The following is a 21581-nucleotide window of genomic DNA, read 5'->3' on the forward strand; positions in this document are numbered from 1 at the left end:
CGCTACTGCGCGGGGGCGGCATCCACCGCACCGCCGTAGCGGCGGTCGCGTTTGGCATAGATCTCGACGGCGTCCCACAGGGTGCGGCGGTCGACGTCGGGCCAGAGCGTGTCCATGAAAACAAACTCGGCATAGGCGGACTGCCACAGCAGGAAGTTTGACAGCCGCTGCTCGCCGGAGCTGCGCAGGAACAGGTCCACGTCCGGCAGATCCGGTTCGTCCAGGTACTTCTGAATGGTCTTCTCAGTGACGGACCCCGGTTTCAGCCTCCCGGCCGCCACATCGTGGGCGATGGCGGACACGGCGTCGGCGATCTCGGCCCGGCCCCCGTAGTTGACGCACATGGTCAGCGTGCAGGTGTCGTTGCCGCGGGTGTAGTCCTCGGCTTCCTCAAGTTCCTTGATGACCGAACCCCACAGCCGGGGGCGCCTGCCGGCCCAGCGGATGCGCACGCCCCAATCGTCGAGCTGGTTCCGCTGGCGGCGCAGCACGTCCTTGTTGAATCCCATGAGGAAGCGGATTTCCTCCGGCGACCGCCGCCAGTTTTCCGTGGAGAAGGCGTAGACGCTGACGTATTTGATGCCCAGTTCAATGGCACCGGCCATGACATCCAGCAGGGCTGGTTCGCCTGCTTTGTGGCCCTCGATGCGGGGCAGGCCGCGCTGGTTGGCCCAGCGGCCGTTGCCGTCCATGACAATGGCGACGTGCTGCGGTATCAATTCGGCCGGGATGGCGGGGGGCACGGCCCCGGACGGGTGCGGATAGGGCGCGGTCACCGGGGCAGTCCGGGCCTGGCTTGTCTTGCTCTTCTTTCCGAGTGCCACAGTCAGCTTCGCTCCACGTGTCTAAGGGATTTCAATGCTCGTTCAAGGTGCCATTGCAGGTAGCCGGCCACGAGGCCGGCGGCTTCGCGGCGGTGCTGGGAATCGGAACCCTCTGCGGTATTCCAGTCGCCGGTCAGCAGTGCGCCCAGCAGAATGACTGTCTCTGGCGCCGGTGCCGGTGATCCCGGCGGGCGGCACTCGGCGCAGACCATACCGCCCAGCGGTGCCGCGAAGGCGCTGTGCGGGCCCGCAGCCCCGCAGCGGGCGCAGTCGGTGAAGCTCGGTGCCCAGCCACCGGTGGCGAGGGCACGCAGCAAATAGGAATCGAGAATCAGTTCCGGCGGATGGTCCGAACGGCTCAACGCGGCCAGCGCACCAACAAGGAGGCTGTACTGTGCGGTGCCCGATTCGGCGTCGGCGTCGGTCAGTTTCTCGGCGGTTTCTGTCATGGCGGCAGCCACGGTGTAGCGCCCGTAGTCGGCGGCAATGCTACTGCCGTAGGCGCCTTTTGCCACGGCCTGGGTCACGATATCGAGCGTGCGGCCGGAGACGAGCTGCAGGTCCGCCACCATGAACGGTTCGAGCCGCGCGCCGAAGCGGCTGCTGGTGCGGCGGACGCCCTTGGCGACCGCCCGCACCTGCCCGTGGTGCTTGGTCAGGAGGGTGATGATGCGGTCGGCCTCACCCAGCTTGTGCGTGCGCAGCACCACGGCGTCGTCCCGGTAGGACCGTGCTGCAAAGGATGGATTGGTCACAGTCAATCTTCGCACCATGCCGCTGTTGCCGTGCACCACCGGCGCTGTGTGGTGCCGGGATTCCCGGCACCACACAGCGCAGGCTTAGGCCTGGGCGTCCCTGACTGCGCGGTTCACGGCAGCCTGACTGCGCGGTTCACGGCAGAAATCAGGGCCTTCAGCGAGGAGGTCGTGGTGCTGGGGTCGATCCCCACGCCCCACAGGACACGCTCGCCGACGGCGCACTCGACGTAGGCGGCCGCGCTGGCGCTGCCGCCTTCCGAGAGGGCGTGCTCGCTGTAGTCGAGGACACGGACATCCACACCGTCATGGTGCAGGATGTCGAGCAAGGCGGCGATGGGGCCGTTGCCGTGGCCGGTCCGGCGGGCTTCCGTGCCGTCGATGCGCAGTGTGGCGTTCATGGTCATGGAGCCGGTTTCATCGGTTTCGGTGCTGACGCTGCCCAGAGAGTATCGGCCCCACTGGCTGGCGGCGTCGTCGGAGGGCAGGTACTCGTCCTGGAAGACCTGCCACAGCTGGGCTCCGCTGACTTCACCGCCGACGGCGTCGGTCTGCCGCTGGATGACACCGGAGAACTCGATCTGTGCACGGCGGGGCAGGTCCAGGTTGTGCTCGTTCTTGAGCAGGTATGCCACGCCGCCCTTGCCGGACTGCGAGTTGACACGGATGACGGCCTCGTAGCTGCGACCCAGGTCCTTGGGGTCGATGGGCAGGTAGGGAACCTGCCAGGTGAAGTCGTCGACTTCCTTGCCGGCGGCCGCGGCGTCCTTCTCCAGGGCTTCGAAACCCTTCTTGATAGCGTCCTGGTGGGAGCCGGAGAAAGCGGTGAAGACGAGGTCGCCACCGTAGGGTGCGCGCTCCGGTACGGGCAACTGGTTGCAGTACTCCACCGTGCGGCGGATCTCGTCGATATCCGAGAAGTCGATCATCGGGTCGACGCCCTGGACGAACATGTTCAGGGCCAGGGTGACAAGGTCCACATTGCCGGTGCGCTCACCGTTGCCGAAGAGGCAGCCTTCAATGCGGTCTGCGCCGGCCAGGTAGCCGAGCTCCGCGGCGGCGACGCCGGTGCCGCGGTCATTGTGCGGGTGCAGGGAGATAATGATGCCCTCGCGAGGGTGCAGGTTGCGGTGCATCCACTCGATCGAGTCTGCGTAGACGTTCGGCGTGGCCATTTCGACCGTGGCGGGCAGGTTGATGATGACCTGCTTGTCAGCGGACGCCTCGAAGATATCGGCGATGGCGTTGCAGACCCGGACGGCATATTCGAGCTCGGTCCCGGTGAAGGACTCGGGCGAGTATTCGTACGTGATGTGGGTGTCGGAGAGCGTTTCCTCGTACTTCTTGCACAGGCGCGCCCCCTGCAGGGCGATGTCGAGGATGCCGTCCTCGTCCTGGTTGAAGACGACCCGGCGCTGCAGCACGGACGTGGAGTTGTAGAGGTGGACGATGGCCTGCTTGGCGCCGACCAGGGACTCGTAGGTCCGCTCGATCAGGTGCTCACGGGCCTGCGTCAGGACCTGGATGGTGACGTCGTCCGGAATGTGACCGCCCTCGATCAGCTGGCGCACGAAGTCGAAGTCCGTCTGCGAGGCGGAGGGGAAACCAACCTCGATTTCCTTGAAGCCCATCTTGACCAGCAGCCGGAACATCTTCAGCTTGCGTGCCGGGCTCATCGGATCAATCAGTGCCTGGTTGCCGTCCCGCAGGTCCACGGCGCACCACCGCGGAGCCTGGGTGATGACCTTGTCCGGCCAAGTGCGGTCCGGGAGCTCAACGGAGATCTGGTCTTGGAAGGGAATGTAACGGTGGATCGGCATGCCGGAGGGCTTTTGTGCATTACGCATGGCGTGGAGGCCTTTTCTCTCAGAAACTACGGAAGCTTGGCCGGGCAACACGAAACTCCGCGGCGAGGATGGCCCAGCGTCAGATCGCTTTTAGGCCTCGCCGCGGCAGCTAAGAAGAAGCATTCCTGCACGCACATTTTCACACTAACACGTTGCGTATGATGACAGTGCAACACCCTACGCAACGTCCACTATGCAGACGCGGCAACGGTGGCAACGCCGGCTGCACAGCGTCGTTCAAGGAGTTCTTGTGCCACAGTCGGGGATCACCCTGTCCAACATCGATCACAGCGTCCGGCCGCAGGACGACCTCTACCAGCACGTCAACGGCGCCTGGCTGAAGAGCACCACGATCCCCGATGACAGGCCGCTTGAGGGAACGTTCACCTCATTGCGGGACGGCGCCGAGCTGGCCGTCAAGGCGATCATCGAGGAGGCCGCAGCGCAGGGCGGGGCCGGCACCGGCGTCGAGCGCCAGGTCGGCGCACTGTATGCGAGCTTCATGGACGAGGCCGCCGCGGAGGTGAAAGGGCTGGACCCGATACGGGCCCGCCTGGCCGAAGTCTTTGCCACAGGCTCCGCCGCCGAGCTGATGGCGCTCGTGGGACGCCTGTTCCGCTGCGATGTATCGGGACTCTTTTCGATCTACCCAGCCCCCGACGCCGGGAATCCGGAACGCGTGCTCCTCTACACCGGCCAGGGTGGCCTGGGCCTGCCCGACGAGTCCTACTACCGCGAGGAAAAATTCGCGCCGATCGTGCAAGCCTACGGCGACTACGTCGCCGGGATTCTTGGCCTGGCCGGAGTCCCCGATGCCGAGGCCGCAGCCGGCCGCATCGTGGCGCTGGAAACCGCGCTGGCCTCGCACCACTGGGACAACGTCACGATGCGGGATCCGCAAAAGACCTACAACCTGAAGACGGCAGAGGAAGGCAGCCAGCTCTTCCCCTTGCTGGACACCTGGTTCGAGGCCGCCCGGATTGTTCCGGACAAGCGGACTGAACTGGTGTTCAGCACCCCGGACTTCTTCTCCGGAGCAGCAGGGCTGCTCGAAACGGTGGACTTGGGAACGTGGCAGGAATGGCTCGCGCTCCGAGTGGTCAATTCGGCGGCTCCGTACCTGTCTCGGGAGTTCGTGGATGCCAATTTCGCCTTCTACGGCACCACCCTCAGCGGCACGCCGCAGAACAAGGACCGCTGGAAGCGGGGTGTCGCCGTCGTCGAGGCCGCCCTCGGTGAGGCCGTCGGCCAGATCTATGTGGACCGGCACTTCCCGGAAGGCCACAAGGCCAGGATGCAGACTCTTGTCGCCAACTTGATCGAGGCGTACCGGCAAAGCATCACCGGACTGGAGTGGATGGGGCAGGACACGAAGCAGGAAGCGCTGAAGAAGCTCGCCGCATTCCGCCCCAAGATCGGCTTCCCGGACAAATGGATCGATTACTCCGCGGTGGACATCGATCCTGCGGACCTGCTGGGCAACGTCGAGCGGGCGCACGACGCCGACGTCGACCGTCACCTCGATGAAATCGGAAAGCCCGTGGACCACGGCAAGTGGCTTATGACACCGCAGACCGTCAACGCCTACTACCACCCGATGCTCAACGAGATCGTCTTCCCCGCCGCGATCCTCCAGCCGCCGTTCTTCAACGCGGATGCCGACGACGCCGTCAACTACGGCGGCATCGGAGCCGTGATCGGACACGAGATCGGACACGGCTTCGATGACCAGGGCTCGCAGTTCGATGGCAGCGGAGCGCTGCGCAACTGGTGGAGCGCGGATGACCGCACGGCGTTTGAAGGACTGACAGCCAAGCTCGTTGCCCAATTCGATGCCCTGTTCCCGTACGCCGCCCCGGAGCACAACGTCAACGGCAAACTGACGCTGGGCGAGAACATCGGCGACCTCGGCGGGCTCACCATCGCCTACAAGGCATACTTGCTGAGCCTGGACGGCGCCGAGCCTGAGGTACTTGACGGACTGACCGGGCAGCAGCGCTTCTTCATGTCCTGGGCGGCCGGATGGCGGCAGGTCATCCGGGCGGAAGAGGCCATCCGGCGCCTCGCCACCGACCCCCACTCCCCCAACGAGTTCCGCACGAATGCCATCGCCCGGAATCTCGGCCCATTCCATGAGGCCTTCGGCGTGGACCAGGATGACGCCATGTGGATGTCGCCGGAGGAGCGCGTCAGCATCTGGTAGGACGACGACGGCCTGCCGCCCGGAAACGGGCGGCAGGCTTTCTCGCAGCGCTCTGCAGCGGTTCCAGCCCGGGTTTCTAGCCCGTGATCAGGAAGGGATTGACAGTCTGGCAAACCGTGTCGCTTGCCGTTTGGTTGACGACATCCGGAGGCACTGATGCCGCACCGTAGCTGCTTCCGCTGCTGAAGTCCCCGCCGACATAGAGCTGGACGCCGGTCACCGCGGACGAGAGCTGCACCTGGGACGCCGGGATGCCGTAGAGGGCAGCAACATCGGCAGCCACATCCGCAAAACCATCCCCGTGGTAGACCACGGTCTGTGCGACCGGGTTGGCGGCATAGGCCATGGCCTGGGTGAAACCGGCACCGGTCAGCGTCGCCATCAGTTCCTGGGCCCGCCCGGCCAGGCCGCTGCCGTCGGCCACGGAGACCGGCTGGAGGGCCTTGTTGTATGCGGGCAGTGCGGCTGTTTCCGGGGCCGAAGCGCTGGCCGTGGGGCTGGCGGTGGCTCCGGGGGTTGTCAGGTCAAGATCGGCGCGGAGCGCTGCGAACAGCTGGGAGGCGTGGGGCTCCAGAAGTTCCAGGCGGTTTACGTCGGTCCGTGCCGCGGTGATCGGCGCGGAGACGAAGGCAACCTTGGAAACATCGATGTCCTTGAGCCTGCCGCCGATGGTCAGGAGCGCGGGCACATTGGCCAGGCCTTCATCAACGGTGAGGTTCTGGGTCACGACGTCGGCAATCGTCAGGAGCCTCTGGGGGTTGCCCAGCGTGCCGTCAGCCTTCAGTTTCCGCGTCAGGGCGGACAGGAAACTCTGCTGGGCCTTGATCCGGCCGAGATCGCTGCCGTCGCCGAACGCATGGCGGCTCCGGAGGAAGGACAGTGCCTGCTCGCCTTCCACCATGGAGGTGCCCTTGGCCAGACGCAGGCGGGAGTCCGGATCGAAAACCGCATCGCTGACGCAGACCTCGACACCACCGACGGACTTGGACAGTTCCTTCACGGCATTGAAGTCGGCCATCATGAAGTGGTCGATCTCCAGGCCGGTCAACTTGTTGACCGTGTCCACGGCGCAGCCGATGCCGGCTTCGGCCATGGCCTCGTTGATCATGACCCCGTTGCGGGCCGGGAATACCGTGTTCGTTTTCCGATCGGTGCATTGGGGAACATCCACCAGGAGATCGCGGGGGAAGCTGATGACGCTCACACGCTTGTTGTCCGCAGAGATATCCAGCAGCATCATGACGTCGGAGTGGCCGTAGCCGGTGGAATCATCGACATTGCCGTACTGGGCGTTCTTTCCGTCACGGGTGTCCGAGCCGAGAACCAGGATCTGCAGGCGGTCAGTGCTGTCGTTGACCGCGGACTGCGTATTCTGGCCCGCCGTCAGTGGTTCCTTCGTGATGTTCATCTGGAGCCGGATGTACCAGAAAGATGCGAAGGCAACACCGGCAACAACAACCACGGCAACCACGCCGGTCACGACCTTCAGCCCGAGGGGAAGACCCTTCTGCGGGTTCATGTGGCGGGGCGCGCCGGAGGCTGCCCCGTGGCGTGCTGCACGGGGACCGGCTGCGCCGGAGACCCGTTCGCGGGCGTTGCGACGTCGCACTACTCGGTGTACCTTTCCTCGAACATTGGATTCCGGCCATCATAGTGGCCGAATCTGGGAAGTCCCTTACCGTGCCCCGGACGCACGCAGCGTCCCGGGCCGGGGCCTGGGCCGGGAATCAGAAGCCCAGCTTCACCAGCTGCTTGGGGTCACGCTGCCAGTCCTTGGCAACCTTGACGTGCAGGTCGAGGTAGATCCGGGTGCCCAGGAGCGTCTCGATTCCCTTGCGGGCGTTGGTTCCGACTTCACGGAGCCTGCTGCCTCCCTTGCCGATGATGATGGCTTTCTGCGAGGGACGCTCGACGTACAGGTTCACCCGGACGTCCAGCAGCGGATTGTCTTCCGTGCGGCCTTCACGGGGAACGATTTCCTCCACCACCACGGCCAGCGAGTGCGGAAGCTCGTCGCGGACACCTTCGAGGGCCGCTTCACGGATGAGCTCGGCGATCATGACGGCCTCAGGCTCGTCCGTGAGCTCACCGTCGGGGTACAGCGGGGGCGATGAAGGCATGTGTCCGATCAGGACGTCGGCCACGGTGGAGACCTGGAAGCCATCGGTGGCCGAAACGGGCACGATGTCAGCCCAGCCAGCCTCGCCCATGACGTCCCGCCCCAGGGCAGCAACAGCAAGGAGCTGTTCCGTGAGGGCCTGGCGGTCCACGGTGTCGGCTTTGGTCACGATCGCAACGATCGGTTTGCGGCCGACGGCGGCCAGCTGGGCGGCGATGTACTTGTCGCCGGGACCGATCTTCTCGTTGGCCGGCAGGCAGAAGCCGATGGCATCGACCTCGGCGAGCGTGTCCGCTACGAGGTCGTTGAGGCGCTTGCCCAGAAGCGTGCGCGGGCGGTGCAGGCCCGGGGTGTCCACGAGGATCAGCTGGGCGTCCTCCCGGTGGACGATGCCGCGGATGGTGTGGCGGGTGGTCTGCGGCTTGGCCGAGGTGATCGCAACCTTCTGGCCCACCAGGGCATTGGTCAGCGTGGACTTGCCGGCGTTCGGCCGGCCCACGAGAACCGAGAACCCGGCGTGGAAGCCACCGTAAGCGTCATCGGCGTCAGACTTCTTATTTTGCTTGCTCACGTGGAACTCCCTGTTGCGTTGTGTCGGCCTCGTCAAGAAGGTCTTCAAGGTCAGTGTCTTCCTTTGGCATGGCTGCCGCAATGATGTGGCTGACCCGGTTTCGGCGACCCTCCAGCCTATCTGCCTTCAGGGACACCCCGCTGACCTCGACGGCGCTGCCGGCGATCGGGACCTGTCCGAGGGCCTTGGCGAACAGACCGCCCACACTGTCCACTTCGTCGTCGTCAAGGTCGATGCCAAACAGTTCCCCAAGATCGTCGATGCTCATCCGGGCGCTCACCCGGAAACTGCCGTCACCCAAATCGACAACCTCGTCGGCGGCGGCATCATACTCGTCCACGATCTCGCCCACGATTTCCTCGATGAGATCCTCCAGTGTCACGAGTCCGGCGGTTCCGCCGTATTCGTCGATGACAATGGCAACGTGCGTGGATTCCTGCTGCAGTTCCTTCAGGAGATCGCTGACCGGCTTGGACTCGGGAACATAGCGTGCCTCCCTTGCCAGGGAATCGACATCGCCAGGCTGCTGGGCGGGGTCGCCACGGTGCAGGGCGGCAGCCACGTCCTTGAGGTACAAGATGCCCAGGATCTGGTCGGTGTTCTCCCCGATGACCGGGATGCGGGAGTAGCCCGAGCGCAGGAACAGCGTCATGGCCTCCTCGAGCCCGGTACCCGTGCCGAGGCTCACGATGTCCGTCCGGGGAACCATGACGGAGCGGACCAGAGTGTCGCCGAAATCAAAGACAGAGTGGATTAGTTCGGCCTCGTTGTCCTCGATCATGTCCGACTCGGCTGCGCGGTCCACGAACTCCCGGAACTCTTCTTCACTGACGAAGGCATCGTCGCCGGCCGGGGCGCCTGGCGCCACCACGCTGCCCAGCGTGACGAGCCAGCTGGGGATGGGCCCCAGGACCCAGCACAGGAACCTGATGAGCGGGGCTGTGACACGGACAACGCCGCCGGAATGTGTGCGTCCCAGCTGGCGCGGTGAGACGCCGACCAGCGCGAAACCGATGACGGCCATGATGCCCGTGGCAGCGAGCCCGGCGAGCCAGACGTTGTCCAGCAGGCTGTGGAGGACGACTGCGACAGCGACGGCCGCGGCCATTTCGAACCAGACGCGCCAAAACCGCAGGGCCCGGATGTGTGCCACCGGGTTTGCGAGAATCCGGCGCAGGGCGTTCCCCCTGCTTTTAACGACGGCCTGCTCTGCTTCGTGCCGGGGCAGGAAGTTGAAGGCGGCCTCCGCCGCAGTCAACAAGGCGGCGAAGCTCAGGAAGACCAGCGCCATGCCGACGAGGATGACAGAGGTCACGTCATGGTCTCCGTGGGGGCTTCCTTGCCCAGGAACTCAGACAGCAGATCGCGCTGCAGACCGAACATCTCTTCCTTTTCCTCCGGCTCGGCGTGATCGAATCCGAGCAGATGCAGGATGCCGTGGGTGGTGAGCAGGAGCATCTCATCCTGTGTTGTGTGCCCGGCGTTGCGAGCCTGGACCTCGGCAACCTGCGGGCAGATGGCGATGTCGCCGAGCATGCCCTGGGGCGTCGGCTTGCCGGGCGTGCCCGGCGTCAGTTCGTCCATGGGAACCGACAAAACATCCGTGGAGCCGGGCTCATCCATCAGCTCGATGTGGAGCTTTTCCATGGCGGGCTCGTCCACCAGGAGGATGGACAGTTCGGCCTGTGGGTGGATGTAGAGCCGCTCGAAGATGAAGCGGGACAGGGTTACCAACTGGGCCTCGTCCACCTGGACGCCGGACTCGTTGTTGACTTCAATGCTCATTTGTGTTCTCCACGTTTGTGTTGGGTGCCTGCTTGGTGGGCACCGATCGGGTGCGCTTCGTCCCAGTTGCCGTAGGCGGTCACGATGTCGGCCACCAGACGGTGCCGGACGACGTCGGCGGCGTCAAGGACCGTGAAATTGATGTCCTCAATCCCCTTGAGGATCTCCCGGACGATCCTCAACCCGGACGTGGCGCCAGAGGGCAGGTCCACCTGGGTGACGTCCCCCGTCACCACCATCTTGGACCCGAAGCCGAGGCGCGTGAGGAACATCTTCATCTGTTCCGGTGTGGTGTTCTGGGCTTCGTCGAGAATGATGAAGGCGTCGTTGAGGGTGCGGCCGCGCATGTAGGCCAGCGGCGCCACCTCGAGGGTGCCGGCCGCCATGAGGCGCGGGATGGATTCGGGATCCATCATGTCGTGCAGGGCGTCGTAGAGCGGGCGCAGGTACGGATCGATCTTGTCGCTCATGGTGCCGGGGAGGAAGCCAAGCTTCTCCCCTGCCTCCACGGCAGGCCTGGTCAGGATAATGCGGCTGACCTCTTTTAGCTGCAGCGCCTGGATCGCCTTCGCTACGGCAAGGTATGTCTTACCCGTGCCAGCGGGGCCGATCCCGAAGATCACCGTGTTCGCGTCGATGGCGTCCACATAGTTCTTCTGGTTCAGGGTCTTGGGACGGATGGTCCGGCCCCGGCTGGAGAGGATGTTGTGGGTCAGGACGTCCACGGGGTTCTGCACGGACTGGCTGCGCAACAGGGACACGAGTTGCTGGAGAATGTTCGGCGTGATGATGGTCCCCTTGGCAACCAGTCCCCTCACTTCCTCCAGCAGCCGCATGATGCGCGGCATGATGGTGGACGGGCCGCTCATGGAGAGTTCGTTGCCCCGCACATGGAAGTCGACACCGGGAAACTGTTCCTCGATGAAACGCAGGGCCTCATCGTGGCTGCCAAGCGACTGAACCATTTGGTCGGAGTTGTCGAAGACGACAACCTCCGTACGGGTACCCGGAACGCTGTGCGGAAATTCCGTCTGCGCGATGTTGCCGTTGTTGGCCCGCGGCCGCCCATTCAGTGATTCAGTCATAGTGCCGGCCGTTCGGCCCGTACTCCTCCGGTTCGGAAATTTCCGCTTCTTGGTTCCGTCAACGTCCTGAACCCGGAGGTCCCGCACGCATGCCGGAATGCCTTCAATCCTACGCCAGCCTGCGGCCCCGGGCCCCGCATGGGACAGGGACGGCGGCGGCATTTCCGGGGTGTTCCCGGTTTTTGATCTCAACTCGGCATCGGCCTCATATCAATCCGATTGCAGTTAACTGGCCTTCCCCAAAAGCCCGGCCGGCTGCCCCGGCCGTGTGTCAAGCTGGCATTACGGCACCAAAAAGCCGATCTGGACAGGGCAGGCCCCAACGCGGCCCGGAGGCAAGGAAAACGACATCACCCAGCAGGCGAGCACCCTCAAGGGCGCCCGGAAGCGGACCCGGTCCGCCAAGGCGGCACCCGTGCTGCTTGCTGCGCTCCTCCTGACCGGCTGCATAGCCAGCGGCGGAAGCACTCCGCTCCCCTCCGCCACCCCGTCGGTTGTGGCACAGTCCGCACCGGCCAGCAACGCCCCCCTGGAAACGACGCAGGCCTCCACCAAGGTTCCGGTCTACTGGATCGGTCGCAGCGGCGCCGATATCTCCCTTTACCGGGAATTCCGGGACATCACCGGCGATGAGAACCCCATCACGACGGCCCTGCGGATCATGATGGCCCAGAAGCCCCTCGACCATGATTTCTTCACGCCGTGGCAGGATCCGGCCAGCCTGGCGACATCGATCTCGGGCAAGAACATCATCACCGTGGACATGTCCCGTGATGCCTTCAATTCGAATCTGGATGCCGGCATGGCCGAGCGTGCCGTACAACAGTTGGTCTACACCGCAAGCGCGGCGGCCGCCACCTCGGGCCTGGTGAACTCGGGGCAGCAGATCCAAGTGGTCATCCTGGTCGACGGCCACAAGGATTTCATGGCCTTCGGACAGGTCAAAGTTGGTGAACCCATGGCCCGCGACGCTTCACTCGTGGCCCCGGTCTGGATCATCGATCCGCAGGAAGACATGTCACTGCCCGCGGGCCCCGTCAAGTTCAACGGCCGCAGCACCGACACAGCCAAGGCCCTGCGCTGGCAGATCCTGCGCGAGAACGGAAACGGCGAGAAGTCGGACTATCTCAACGGGCAGACGACCGCGTCCACCGTTCCCGGCGAGGGCGGCGTATTCACCTTTACCGTGGCCTTGGGGCAGGGAAAGTACGAACTCCGTGTCTCCCAGCCGGCCGGCCCGGCCGATGCCACGGAACTGAACACGGATACGCGGACCTTCAGCGTCCGCTGATCACCTTCCGCTGCTCACCAGCGGCCGAGGATGTCGCTGGCCAGTACGACGGCGGCGGGTCCCGCCGTCGACGACCGCAGCACGTGGTGGCCCAACAGGGCGGTGACGGCACCGGCGTCGCTCAGGCGGGTTACCTCGCGCGGCGAGATTCCGCCCTCCGGCCCGACAATCAGCAGCACTTCGCGGGGCGGCTGCTCCTCGGAGCCGTGCTCCGGCAGCTGTTCCCTCCACTGTTCCAGCACCGTCCTGAGCGGCCTGCGGGCGTCCTCGTGCAGGATGATGGCCAGGTCCGCCGATTCCACGGCCTTCGCCAGCCCGGCAGTGTCCACGATGGTGCGGACGTCCGGGATCCAGGCACGGCGCGCCTGCTTGGCTGCGGCAGTGACCACGGACTGCCATTTCGCATGGGCTTTCGCGGCGCGGTCGCCCTTCCAGCGCACAATGGAGCGTTCGGACTGCCAGGGAACCACCGAATCGATGCCGAGTTCCGTGGCGGTCTCTGCGGCAAGTTCGTCACGGTCGCCTTTGGCAAGGGCCTGGACCAGCACCAGCCGGATGGCCGGGCGGGCTTCCTCCAGGACCTCGGAGGCCACCACGGCCAAGGTTCCGGATCCGGCCTCGGAGACCTTCCCTGTCAGCCGCTTCCCCGCGCCGTCGGCGATGTCCACGGGCTCGCCCACGGCAAGGCGCTTGACGGTCACGGCATGCCGGGCCTCGGCACCGTCCAGGACAAACACCGAACCGGGCCCCAGCCCGTCCAAGCTGCCGGCCGGGGCGAAGAATACGGGGTTGCTCACCGTTACAGGTTACCGAGCTTGTCCCGGAGCTTGGCGAAGACTCCTCCGCTGGCCACGAGCTTGCCCTCGGTGAACTGCTCGCCCCGCAGCTTGGCCAGCTGCTGCAGGAGTTCTTCCTGGGCGGCGTCAAGCTTGCCGGGGGTTTCCACCTGCAGGTGCACCTTCAGGTCGCCTCGGCCGTAGCCGCGCAGGTGGGTGACGCCCAGGCTGTGCAGGGTGATGACCTCGCCGGACTGCGTTCCGGCCTTGACGTCGATGGTCTGCGTGCCGTCGAAAGTTTCCAGGCGCAGCTCGGTGCCAAGTGCTGCGGCCGTCATGGGGACGCTGAGCGTGGCGTGGAGGTCGTCGCCGTCGCGCATGTAGGTGGGATCGTTGTTGACGCGGATCTCGACGTACAGGTCGCCGGCGGGGCCGCCGGCGGGCCCTGCCTCGCCCTGGCCGGACAGCTGGATGCGCGTGCCGGTGGCAACGCCAGCGGGAACCTTGATGGTCAGCGAACGGCGGCTGCGGATGCGGCCCTGGCCGCTGCACTCGTTGCAGGGGTCCTTGATGATGGTGCCGAAGCCTTCGCAGGAGCCGCAGGGGGCCGCAGTCATGACCTGTCCCAGGATGGAGCGGACCGCGCGCTGGACCTGGCCGCTGCCGCCGCAGATGTCGCAGCGTTCGGGGTGGCTGCCCTCGCGGCAGCAGGAGCCGTTGCAGGTGGGGCAGATCACCGCGGTGTCCACCTCGAGCTTCTTGTTGACGCCGAAGACGGCATCGCGCAGATCGATGCGGACGCTGATGAGGGCGTCCTGGCCGCGGCGGATGCGCGACGCGGGGCCGCCATGGCCGCCACCGCCGCCGAAGAAGGTATCGAAGATGTCCTGGAACGCGAAGCCCTGGCCGGAGTAGCCTCCGCCGAAACCGTTGTCGGTGCCGTTCTCGTTGCCGGTGGTGTCGTACACGCGGCGCTTCTGCGGGTCGGAGAGGACCTCGTAGGCGTGGGTGACTGCCTTGAACTGCTCGGCTACTTCTTCTCCGGGATTGACGTCGGGGTGCAGCTTGCGTGCCAGCTTGCGGTACGCCTTCTTGATCTCTTCACCGGTGGCTTCCGATGAGACTCCCAAAACGTCATAGTGGCTGCTCAAAATCGGTATCTCTTCCTGGTTGTACTGCGATCGTTGCTGGGCGGCGGGGTTTTCAGCCGCCGAGAATGCGGGAAAGGTAGCGGGCGACGGCGCGGACGGCCGCCATGGTGGTGGGATAGTCCATCCGGGTGGGCCCCAGGACGCCGATCTTGGCGTTGGTGCCGGGACCATAGCCGGTTGCCACCACGGACGCCTCGGAGAGGCCATCGTAGGGGTTCTCGCGTCCGATGCTGACCGTTACGCCGCGAGGGTCATCGCCCATGTCCGAGAGCAGCCGGAGCATGACCACCTGCTCTTCGAGTGCCTCGAGCACTGGTCCGATGCTCAGCGGGAAGTCAACGTTGGACCGGGCAAGGTTGGCCGTGCCGGCCATCAGGATCCGTGCTTCACGGCTGCTGCTTGTCAGCGTTTCCAGTCCGTGGGCGAGGACCTGGGCCAGGCCGCGGAGCGCGGGCGGGCACAGCGCCACAACCGAGGGCAGGACCTGGGGCATCAGGTCCAACTGCGAACCGGAGATGCTGCCCAGGAACCGTGCCCGCAGTGCGGTCAGGGCCTCGTCCGACACGTCCGAACCGGCGTCGATGACTTTCTGCTCCACGTTGCCGGTATCGGCAATCAACACCACAAGGACCTGGCGGGGGGCAAGCAGCACGAATTCGACGTGCCGCACGCGGGCGCGGCTCAGGTGCGGATACTGCACGACGGCGACCTGGTTGGTCAGCTGCGACAGGAGCCGCACGGTGCGTTCGAGGATGTCCTCAAGCTCGTCCGGCCCCTCCAGAAGCGAGTGGATGGCTCGGCGTTCCGCGGCCGACAGCGGCTTGACGGCCGAGATGCGGTCGACGAAGAGCCGGTAGCCCTTGTCCGTGGGAATCCGGCCGGCACTGGTGTGGGGCGCGGCGATCAGGCCTTCCTCTTCGAGGATGGCCATGTCATTGCGGATAGTGGCGCTGGAGACGCCCAGGTGGTGGCGCTCAACCAGCGCTTTGGAACCGACGGGCTCCCGTGAGTGGACGTAGTCCTCAACGATGGCGCGCAGCACTTCCAGCTTTCGTGGCTCGCTCACTGCAACACCTCCCGTCAGACCAACCCGGGCCCGGATGTGGCTGTCAGCCGGACCTCTGCTTAGCACTCAACATGCCCAAGTGCTAACAAGTCTAGTATGAGCCAAGCCGTTGTTAGCATTGAACCGCCTGCGCCGAGAATGCCTTCACGCGGGAGCCGCCGGCCCGTCCGGCCGGTGAGGATCCGATGCAAAGTGGTGTGAATTCTGTGTCCTACGACAACTGGGGCCCGCAGGACATGTCTGCTCCGGCCAAACGCCAACTTCCCGCAGTGGCCGTGCAGCGCGGCATGGTGCTTGAGGACGTGCAGTCCGGCTGGGTGGGCGAAGTCACGCGGGTGGAGAAGTCCGGCGGGATGCACGTGGTGGCCCTCGAGGACCGGCGCGGCAAGACCAAGTCCTTCCAACTGGGCTTCGGCTTCCTGCTCGAGGGCCAGGCCATCCGCCTCATGCCGCCGGCCGCCCGCCCTCCCGCCGCCGGTGCGCAGGCGGGCCGGACGGCGTCCGGCTCCGTCCGCGTCGAGGGCCAGCGCGCCCAGGTGGCAAAGGCCAGCCGCATCTGGGTTGAAGGCAAGCACGACGCCGAACTCGTGGAAAAGGTCTGGGGTGACGACCTCCGCGTGGAGGGCATCGTCGTCGAGCCGCTGCACGGCGTCGACGACCTCAGGGCCGCGATCGCGGCCTTCTCCCCCGGCCCCGGCCGCAGGCTCGGCATCCTGGTTGACCACCTGGTGCCGGGTTCCAAGGAATCCAGGATCGCCGCGGACGCCATGTCCCTGCCCGGGGCGGCGGGAAACGTGCTGATTGTCGGCCACCCCTATGTGGACGTGTGGCAGGCCATCCGGCCCAGGGTGCTGGGCATTGAACAATGGCCCGAGGTCCCGCGCGGCATGGACTGGAAAACGGGGATCCTCAAGGCCTTTGGCTGGCCGTCGAGCACCGCCGAGGACGTTGGTCTGGGCTGGCAAAAGCTCCTCGGCGCCGTGCGCAGCTATGCGGATCTGGAAGCATCGCTGTTGGGAAGGGTGGAGGAAGTCATCGACTTCCTGACTGTTCCCTGAGCAATTGGCCCTGCTTCCTCGGCAATTTGCCATGGCGCAGCGGGGAGTTGGTCCGCCGATGAAGCGCCGAGGAAGTATTCTGGGACAGCACGACCGCACCGTCTTTACAGCCTAAGGAAGAAACAGTGGCACAGAACGCTCCTGAAGAACCGGGCAGCGCCGCAGGCCAGCCCCAGTACCATGGCGCTCCTGCCAACGCCCTCCCCCTGACAGCAAGCGAAGACCGGCAGTGGGCCACGCTGGCCCACTTCGGCGGCATCCTGGGCTGCCTGCCTTCCCTGCTGATCTACCTGATCTTCCGCGACCGCGGCCCCTTCACGGCGCAGGAATCCAAGGAAGCCCTGAACTTCACGCTTCCGCCCACCATCGCCGCCGTGCTCGCGAACATCCTGGTGCTGCTGCCCGTGGTGGGAAACCTGTTTGCCATTCTTGCCACCGGCATCTGGATCGCGCTGACCTGCTTCTCGGTTTCCGCCGGCATCCGCGTCAACCACGGCCAGCCGCACAGGTACCGACTGAACCTGCGCTGGATCAAGTAAGCCTGAAAGTTACTCCGGGAGGATCCGGCGCACCACGGCGTCGGCCAACAGGCGGCCTCTCAGGGTCAGTATCAACCTGCCCTTGAACGCGGCCCCAGGATCCACGAGCCCGTCGGCGATGAGCCCCGCCATGGCATGGCGGCCGACCTTGTCGAGGGCGTCGACGGCGAGACCAGCGCCAAGGCGGGCCTCGAGCATGATGCGCTCCACCTGCCGGGTTCCGGCGTCGAGGGTTTCCCGGCCTGCCGCGGGCGACACGCCGCCGGCCAGCCGGGAAGCGTAGGCGGTGGGGTGCTTGACGTTCCACCAGCGCACGCCGCCCACATGGGAATGCGCGCCCGGGCCGATGCCCCACCAGTCGTCCCCGCGCCAGTAGGCGAGGTTGTGCCGGCAGGCCTGCTCCGGTGTCCGCGACCAGTTGCTGACCTCATACCAGCTGAGCCCTGCCTCGATGATCAGCTGATCGGCGAGTTCGTATTTGTCGGCATGGTCGTCGTCGTCGATTCCGGGAACTTCCCCGCGGCGGATCTGGGCGGCAAGCTTGGTGCCGTCCTCCACGATCAGCGCGTAGGCGCTGATATGGTCCGGACCATAGGACAATGCGGTCTCCAGGGAGAGCCGCCAGTCGTCCATGGACTCGCCGGGGGTGCCGTAAATGAGGTCGAGGCTGACGGCCAGGCCGGCGTCGCGCGCCCACTGCACCACCTGCGGAACGCGGCTGGGCGTGTGGGTACGGTCCAGGACCTTCAGGACGTGGGGAACCGCGGACTGCATGCCGAAGGAAACCCGGGTAAACCCGGCATCCGCCAGCAGCTGCAGGGATTCGGGCGTGACCGAGTCCGGGTTTGCTTCCGTGGTCACTTCGGCGCCGGCTTCCAGGCCCCAGTGCCCGACGGCGGCAGCCAGGATCCGCGCGAGATCTTCCGCCGGGAGCAGCGTGGGGGTGCCGCCGCCGAAGAAGACGGTGCCCATGGGCCGGTGCGGGAGCCCGGACGCCGCCAGGGCGCGGGCGGCGAAGTCCACTTCGGACACTGCCGTGGTGGCGTAGGCATCCTGCGAGGCCCCGCCACCGAGCTCGGTGGCCGTGTAGGTGTTGAAGTCGCAGTAGCCGCAGCGGACAGCGCAGAAGGGGATGTGCACGTACAGCCCGAACTTGCGCTGCCCGACGCCGTCGAGCACCTGCGGCGGCAAGAGGCCGTCCGCAGGTGCCGGGTCGCCGAGCGGAAGGACGCTAGGCATGGGTGCCGCCGTGCGCCGGTACCGCTGTTTTCTGGGCGAACAGCCGCATTACTTCTTGGCCTTGTCCTTCGACTCGTCCGTGGTCAGGGCAGCGATGAAGGCTTCCTGCGGCACCTCGACGCGGCCCACCATCTTCATGCGCTTCTTGCCTTCCTTCTGCTTCTCGAGAAGTTTGCGCTTACGGGAAATGTCACCGCCGTAGCACTTGGCAAGAACGTCCTTGCGGATCGCCCGGATGCTTTCGCGGGCGATGATCCGGGAGCCAATGGCGGCCTGGATGGGCACTTCGAACTGCTGGCGCGGGATGAGCTCGCGCAGCTTGGTGGTCATCATCACACCGTAGGCGTAGGCCTTGTCACGGTGGGTGATGGCGGAGAAGGCATCGACCTGCTCGCCCTGGAGCATGATGTCCACCTTGACAAGATCGGCCACCTGATCGCCGTCGGCCTTCCAGTCCAGCGAGCCGTAGCCGCGGGTCTTGGACTTGAGGATGTCGAAGAAGTCGAAGACGATCTCGGCCAGCGGCAGGCGGTACCGGATTTCCACCCGGTCCTCGGACAAGTAGTCCATGCCGCCCATGACGCCGCGGCGGCTCTGGCACAACTCCATAATGGCGCCGACGAACTCGTTCGGCGCCAGGATGGTGGCGGAAACCATGGGCTCGCGGACCTCGGCGATCTTGCCGGTGGGGTATTCGCTGGGGTTGGTGACGTGGACCATCTTCTTGTCCTCCAGCGTCACCTCGTACTCCACGTTGGGGGCCGTGGAGATCAGGTCCAGGTTATACTCACGCTCGAGACGCTCACGGGTGATTTCCAGGTGCAGCAGGCCCAGGAAGCCCACGCGGAAGCCGAAGCCCAGCGCGGCGGATGTTTCGGGCTCGTACACGAGCGCCGCGTCGTTGAGCATCAGCTTTTCCAAGGCGTCGCGGAGCACCGGATAGTCCGTGCCGTCCAGCGGATACAGGCCGGAGAAGACCATGGGCTTGGCGTCCGCATAGCCGGCCAGGGACTGCGATGCGGGCTTGGCCAGGTTGGTCACGGTGTCGCCGACCTTGGACTGGCGGACGTCCTTCACGCCGGTGATCAGATAGCCGACCTCGCCGACGCCCAGGCCCTTGGAAGGGGTGGGCTCCGGGGAGCTGACACCAATTTCCAGGAGCTCGTGAGTGGCACGGGTGGACATCATCTGGATGCGCTCACGCGGGTGCAGCATGCCATCCACCACACGGACGTAAGTGACCACGCCGCGGTAGGTGTCATAGACCGAGTCGAAGATCATGGCGCGGGCCGGGGCATCCGGGTCGCCGACCGGAGCCGGGAGATCGCGGACGATCTTGTCCAGCAGTGCCTCGACGCCCGCACCGGTCTTGCCGGAGACGCGCAGCACGTCTTCCGGATCGCCGCCGATGAGGCTGGCCAGTTCCGCCGCGTACTTCTCGGGCTGTGCCGCCGGGAGGTCGATCTTGTTCAGCACCGGGATGATGGTGAGGTTGTTTTCCATCGCCAGGTAGAGGTTGGCCAGGGTCTGGGCCTCAATGCCCTGCGCTGCATCCACCAGGAGCACTGCACCTTCACAGGCTGCCAGGGAGCGCGAGACTTCATAGGTGAAGTCGACGTGGCCGGGGGTATCAATCATGTTCAGCGCGTAGCTGGTGCCATCCAGTTCCCAGGGCATGCGGACTGCCTGGGACTTGATGGTGATGCCACGCTCACGTTCGATATCCATGCGGTCCAGATACTGGGCCTTCATGTCGCGTGATTGAACGACGCCGGTGTACTGCAGCATGCGGTCGGCCAGGGTGGACTTACCGTGGTCGATGTGGGCAATGATGCAGAAGTTCCGGATGATGGCCGGATCTGTCGCGGCGGGCACCGGTGCGGTGCGGGCCATGGGAGACACGCAGGGTCCTTACTGTCGACACTCACACGGCCGTTTACCGGAGTGGCGATGCCCACCCGGCTCTTGCCGCGTATTTGAACTTCCAGTGTCCCATGAACGCGCGGTTCGCCGTACATTGGCCGGCCGGGCAAGGACGCGGAATCCCGCAGCGGTCCGGCCGGGCCCAGCGACTCCCGGGCGGGAGCATGCCGCGCAAGGCACAGTACGGTAGTGCCATGGCATTCGAGCTGCGCGTATTCGGCGATCTGATCAAGCGTTCACTGCGGTTCCTGGGCGGCAAAGCGGCGGCCCCCACCAAGGTGCGGCGTCCGGCGTCGGGACACCCGACGCCGGGACGTCCGGCCATCGGGGAGTCCGCAGGCTCCTACCCGGGCGACTTCCAGGGCGTGGCGTCCATCCACTACTCCCCCAAACCGGACGGCCAGCCCGATCCGGGCGAAATCGTGTGGAGCTGGGTGCCGTTCGAGGACGACCACTCCCGGGGGAAGGACCGTCCCGTCCTTCTGGTGGCGCGGGACGGCAAGTGGCTGCTGGGGCTCATGTTGACCAGCAAGGACCACGACAACGGCACGCGGTCCGGAGACTACGTGGACATCGGCGCCGGTCCCTGGGACCGCCAATGGCGTCCGAGCGAGGTGAAGCTGGACAGGATCATCCGGGTCAACCCGTCCACCGTCCGGCGCGAAGGCGCCATCCTGGACAACGCCACATTCCAGACGGTCTCCCGGGAACTGCGGACGCGACACGGCTGGAGCTAAGCCGCATTCCCGGTCCGGCCGCACGAATCTGCTATCCTTTGTAGCTGTGTGTCCGTGCAGGTCGACGGCCACTCATGGTTGGCTGCCATAGGCATCCCCACGCCGCTCAGTCGATGGCCAACCTGAAAACCCTCTAGACCATTTCCGCATTAAAAAGAGAGTTCACACACGTGGCTAATATCAAGTCCCAGAAGAAGCGCATCCTCACCAACGAGAAGGCCCGCCTGCGTAACAACGCAGTCAAGTCTGAGCTGAAGACGGCCATCCGCGCCGTTGCCGTCGCCGTTGAGTCCTCGGACAAGGATGCTGCTGCAACTGCTCTTGTTGCTGCCAGCCGCAAGCTGGACAAGGCTGTCAGCAAGGGCGTTATTCACAAGAACAACGCTGCAAACCGCAAGTCGGCGATCTCCAAGAAGGTCAACGCACTCTAAGGTTTCTCCAGTTCGACTGAGCTGATCAAGTGGCCGGCACCCGTTGGGTGCCGGCCACTTGGATTTAAGCGGACTGCTTCAGTTTCCGTGTCAGCTCCGGCCACGTCAGTTGCGGCGGACCGAGGTGGCGATAACCGTCACGGCGTGCTCGACGGCGTACACGGGGTCCCGTGAGAGGCCC

The 21581-nt window shown here is 65.4% G+C and carries 19 protein-coding genes; 6 read left to right on the top strand and 13 right to left on the bottom strand.

All coding sequences use genetic code 11. The features are described 5' to 3' along the window. Positions 1-2 precede the first annotated feature (2 nt). The 3 genes from J1902_RS10485 to leuA form a co-directional block, all read right to left on the bottom strand. Positions 3-824 carry an isoprenyl transferase gene (locus J1902_RS10485; RefSeq protein ID WP_207616201.1) on the bottom strand — a complete coding sequence of 274 codons (822 nt, stop codon included), beginning with the start codon at positions 822-824 and terminating at the stop codon, positions 3-5. Positions 825-826: 2 nt separating this feature from the next. Beyond that, on the bottom strand, positions 827-1579 hold the full coding sequence (gene recO / locus J1902_RS10490; RefSeq protein ID WP_207616202.1) for a DNA repair protein RecO: 753 nt from the start codon (positions 1577-1579) through the stop codon (positions 827-829). Positions 1580-1692: 113 nt separating this feature from the next. Further along, complete coding sequence (leuA, locus tag J1902_RS10495) at positions 1693-3426, bottom strand: 2-isopropylmalate synthase (RefSeq protein ID WP_207616203.1); 1734 nt, start codon at positions 3424-3426, stop codon at positions 1693-1695. Positions 3427-3676: 250 nt separating this feature from the next. On the opposite strand from leuA, the gene J1902_RS10500 reads away from it, so the two are divergent. Continuing rightward, on the top strand, positions 3677-5629 hold the full coding sequence (locus tag J1902_RS10500) for a M13 family metallopeptidase (protein ID WP_307794426.1): 1953 nt from the start codon (positions 3677-3679) through the stop codon (positions 5627-5629). Positions 5630-5705: 76 nt separating this feature from the next. Here the strand turns inward: J1902_RS10500 and J1902_RS10505 are convergent, their stop codons facing one another. The 5 genes from J1902_RS10505 to J1902_RS10525 form a co-directional block, all read right to left on the bottom strand. Beyond that, positions 5706-7238 (bottom strand): LCP family protein, encoded by a 1533-nt coding sequence (locus J1902_RS10505; RefSeq protein WP_307794427.1) that lies wholly within the window; start codon positions 7236-7238, stop codon positions 5706-5708. Positions 7239-7356: 118 nt separating this feature from the next. Next, positions 7357-8319, bottom strand: coding sequence for a GTPase Era (era, locus tag J1902_RS10510; protein WP_307794428.1), 963 nt, complete (start codon positions 8317-8319; stop codon positions 7357-7359). Beyond that, on the bottom strand, positions 8303-9634 hold the full coding sequence (locus J1902_RS10515; protein ID WP_207616205.1) for a hemolysin family protein: 1332 nt from the start codon (positions 9632-9634) through the stop codon (positions 8303-8305). The genes era and J1902_RS10515 overlap by 17 nt, the downstream gene beginning before the upstream one ends. Then, complete coding sequence (gene ybeY, locus J1902_RS10520; RefSeq protein ID WP_207616206.1) at positions 9631-10104, bottom strand: rRNA maturation RNase YbeY; 474 nt, start codon at positions 10102-10104, stop codon at positions 9631-9633. Before ybeY ends, J1902_RS10515 begins: the two co-directional genes overlap by 4 nt. Next, positions 10101-11189 (bottom strand): PhoH family protein, encoded by a 1089-nt coding sequence (locus J1902_RS10525; protein ID WP_207616207.1) that lies wholly within the window; start codon positions 11187-11189, stop codon positions 10101-10103. The genes ybeY and J1902_RS10525 overlap by 4 nt, the downstream gene beginning before the upstream one ends. Positions 11190-11457: 268 nt before the next feature. Here J1902_RS10525 and J1902_RS10530 point away from each other — a divergent pair, with 268 nt between their 5' ends. Continuing rightward, positions 11458-12480 carry a GerMN domain-containing protein gene (locus tag J1902_RS10530; RefSeq protein WP_372434457.1) on the top strand — a complete coding sequence of 341 codons (1023 nt, stop codon included), beginning with the start codon at positions 11458-11460 and terminating at the stop codon, positions 12478-12480. Between the two features lie 14 nt (positions 12481-12494). Here the strand turns inward: J1902_RS10530 and J1902_RS10535 are convergent, their stop codons facing one another. The 3 genes from J1902_RS10535 to hrcA are packed head-to-tail and all read right to left on the bottom strand — an operon-like array spanning position 12495 to position 15473. Further along, a complete protein-coding gene (locus J1902_RS10535; protein ID WP_207616208.1) occupies positions 12495-13277 on the bottom strand; it encodes a 16S rRNA (uracil(1498)-N(3))-methyltransferase in 783 nt (260 codons plus the stop codon). A gap of 2 nt (positions 13278-13279) precedes the next feature. After that, a complete protein-coding gene (dnaJ, locus tag J1902_RS10540; protein WP_207616209.1) occupies positions 13280-14407 on the bottom strand; it encodes a molecular chaperone DnaJ in 1128 nt (375 codons plus the stop codon). A gap of 52 nt (positions 14408-14459) precedes the next feature. Further along, positions 14460-15473 (bottom strand): heat-inducible transcriptional repressor HrcA, encoded by a 1014-nt coding sequence (hrcA, locus tag J1902_RS10545; RefSeq protein ID WP_207616210.1) that lies wholly within the window; start codon positions 15471-15473, stop codon positions 14460-14462. Between the two features lie 206 nt (positions 15474-15679). Here hrcA and J1902_RS10550 point away from each other — a divergent pair, with 206 nt between their 5' ends. Together J1902_RS10550 and J1902_RS10555 are read left to right on the top strand one after the other, a co-directional pair. After that, positions 15680-16531, top strand: coding sequence for a DUF3097 family protein (locus tag J1902_RS10550; protein ID WP_207616220.1), 852 nt, complete (start codon positions 15680-15682; stop codon positions 16529-16531). A 125-nt stretch (positions 16532-16656) separates the two neighbouring features. Then, entirely contained in the window at positions 16657-17070 is a 414-nt protein-coding gene (locus tag J1902_RS10555; protein ID WP_207616211.1) for a DUF4870 domain-containing protein, read from the top strand. 9 nt (positions 17071-17079) lie between these two features. Here J1902_RS10555 and hemW read toward each other — a convergent pair whose 3' ends face one another. Beyond that, a complete protein-coding gene (hemW, locus tag J1902_RS10560) occupies positions 17080-18309 on the bottom strand; it encodes a radical SAM family heme chaperone HemW (RefSeq protein WP_207616212.1) in 1230 nt (409 codons plus the stop codon). A 48-nt stretch (positions 18310-18357) separates the two neighbouring features. After that, on the bottom strand, positions 18358-20211 hold the full coding sequence (gene lepA, locus J1902_RS10565) for a translation elongation factor 4 (protein ID WP_207616213.1): 1854 nt from the start codon (positions 20209-20211) through the stop codon (positions 18358-18360). Positions 20212-20426: 215 nt separating this feature from the next. Here lepA and J1902_RS10570 point away from each other — a divergent pair, with 215 nt between their 5' ends. Together J1902_RS10570 and rpsT are read left to right on the top strand one after the other, a co-directional pair. Next, positions 20427-20969 carry a type II toxin-antitoxin system PemK/MazF family toxin gene (locus tag J1902_RS10570; RefSeq protein ID WP_207616214.1) on the top strand — a complete coding sequence of 181 codons (543 nt, stop codon included), beginning with the start codon at positions 20427-20429 and terminating at the stop codon, positions 20967-20969. 170 nt (positions 20970-21139) lie between these two features. After that, on the top strand, positions 21140-21400 hold the full coding sequence (rpsT, locus tag J1902_RS10575) for a 30S ribosomal protein S20 (protein WP_207616215.1): 261 nt from the start codon (positions 21140-21142) through the stop codon (positions 21398-21400). Positions 21401-21581: the final 181 nt, after the last annotated feature.

It is taken from the genome of Arthrobacter cavernae (genome assembly GCF_017368795.1).
GTDB lineage: Bacteria > Actinomycetota > Actinomycetes > Actinomycetales > Micrococcaceae > Arthrobacter > Arthrobacter cavernae.

Coding starts and splice junctions, on each gene's coding strand:
- hemW (WP_207616212.1), bottom strand. CDS start 18,309: ATGCCTAGCGTCCTTCCGCTCGGCGACCCGGCACCTGCGGACGGCCTC.
- J1902_RS10570 (WP_207616214.1), top strand. CDS start 20,427: ATGGCATTCGAGCTGCGCGTATTCGGCGATCTGATCAAGCGTTCACTG.
- ybeY (WP_207616206.1), bottom strand. CDS start 10,104: ATGAGCATTGAAGTCAACAACGAGTCCGGCGTCCAGGTGGACGAGGCC.
- leuA (WP_207616203.1), bottom strand. CDS start 3,426: ATGCGTAATGCACAAAAGCCCTCCGGCATGCCGATCCACCGTTACATT.
- J1902_RS10525 (WP_207616207.1), bottom strand. CDS start 11,189: ATGACTGAATCACTGAATGGGCGGCCGCGGGCCAACAACGGCAACATC.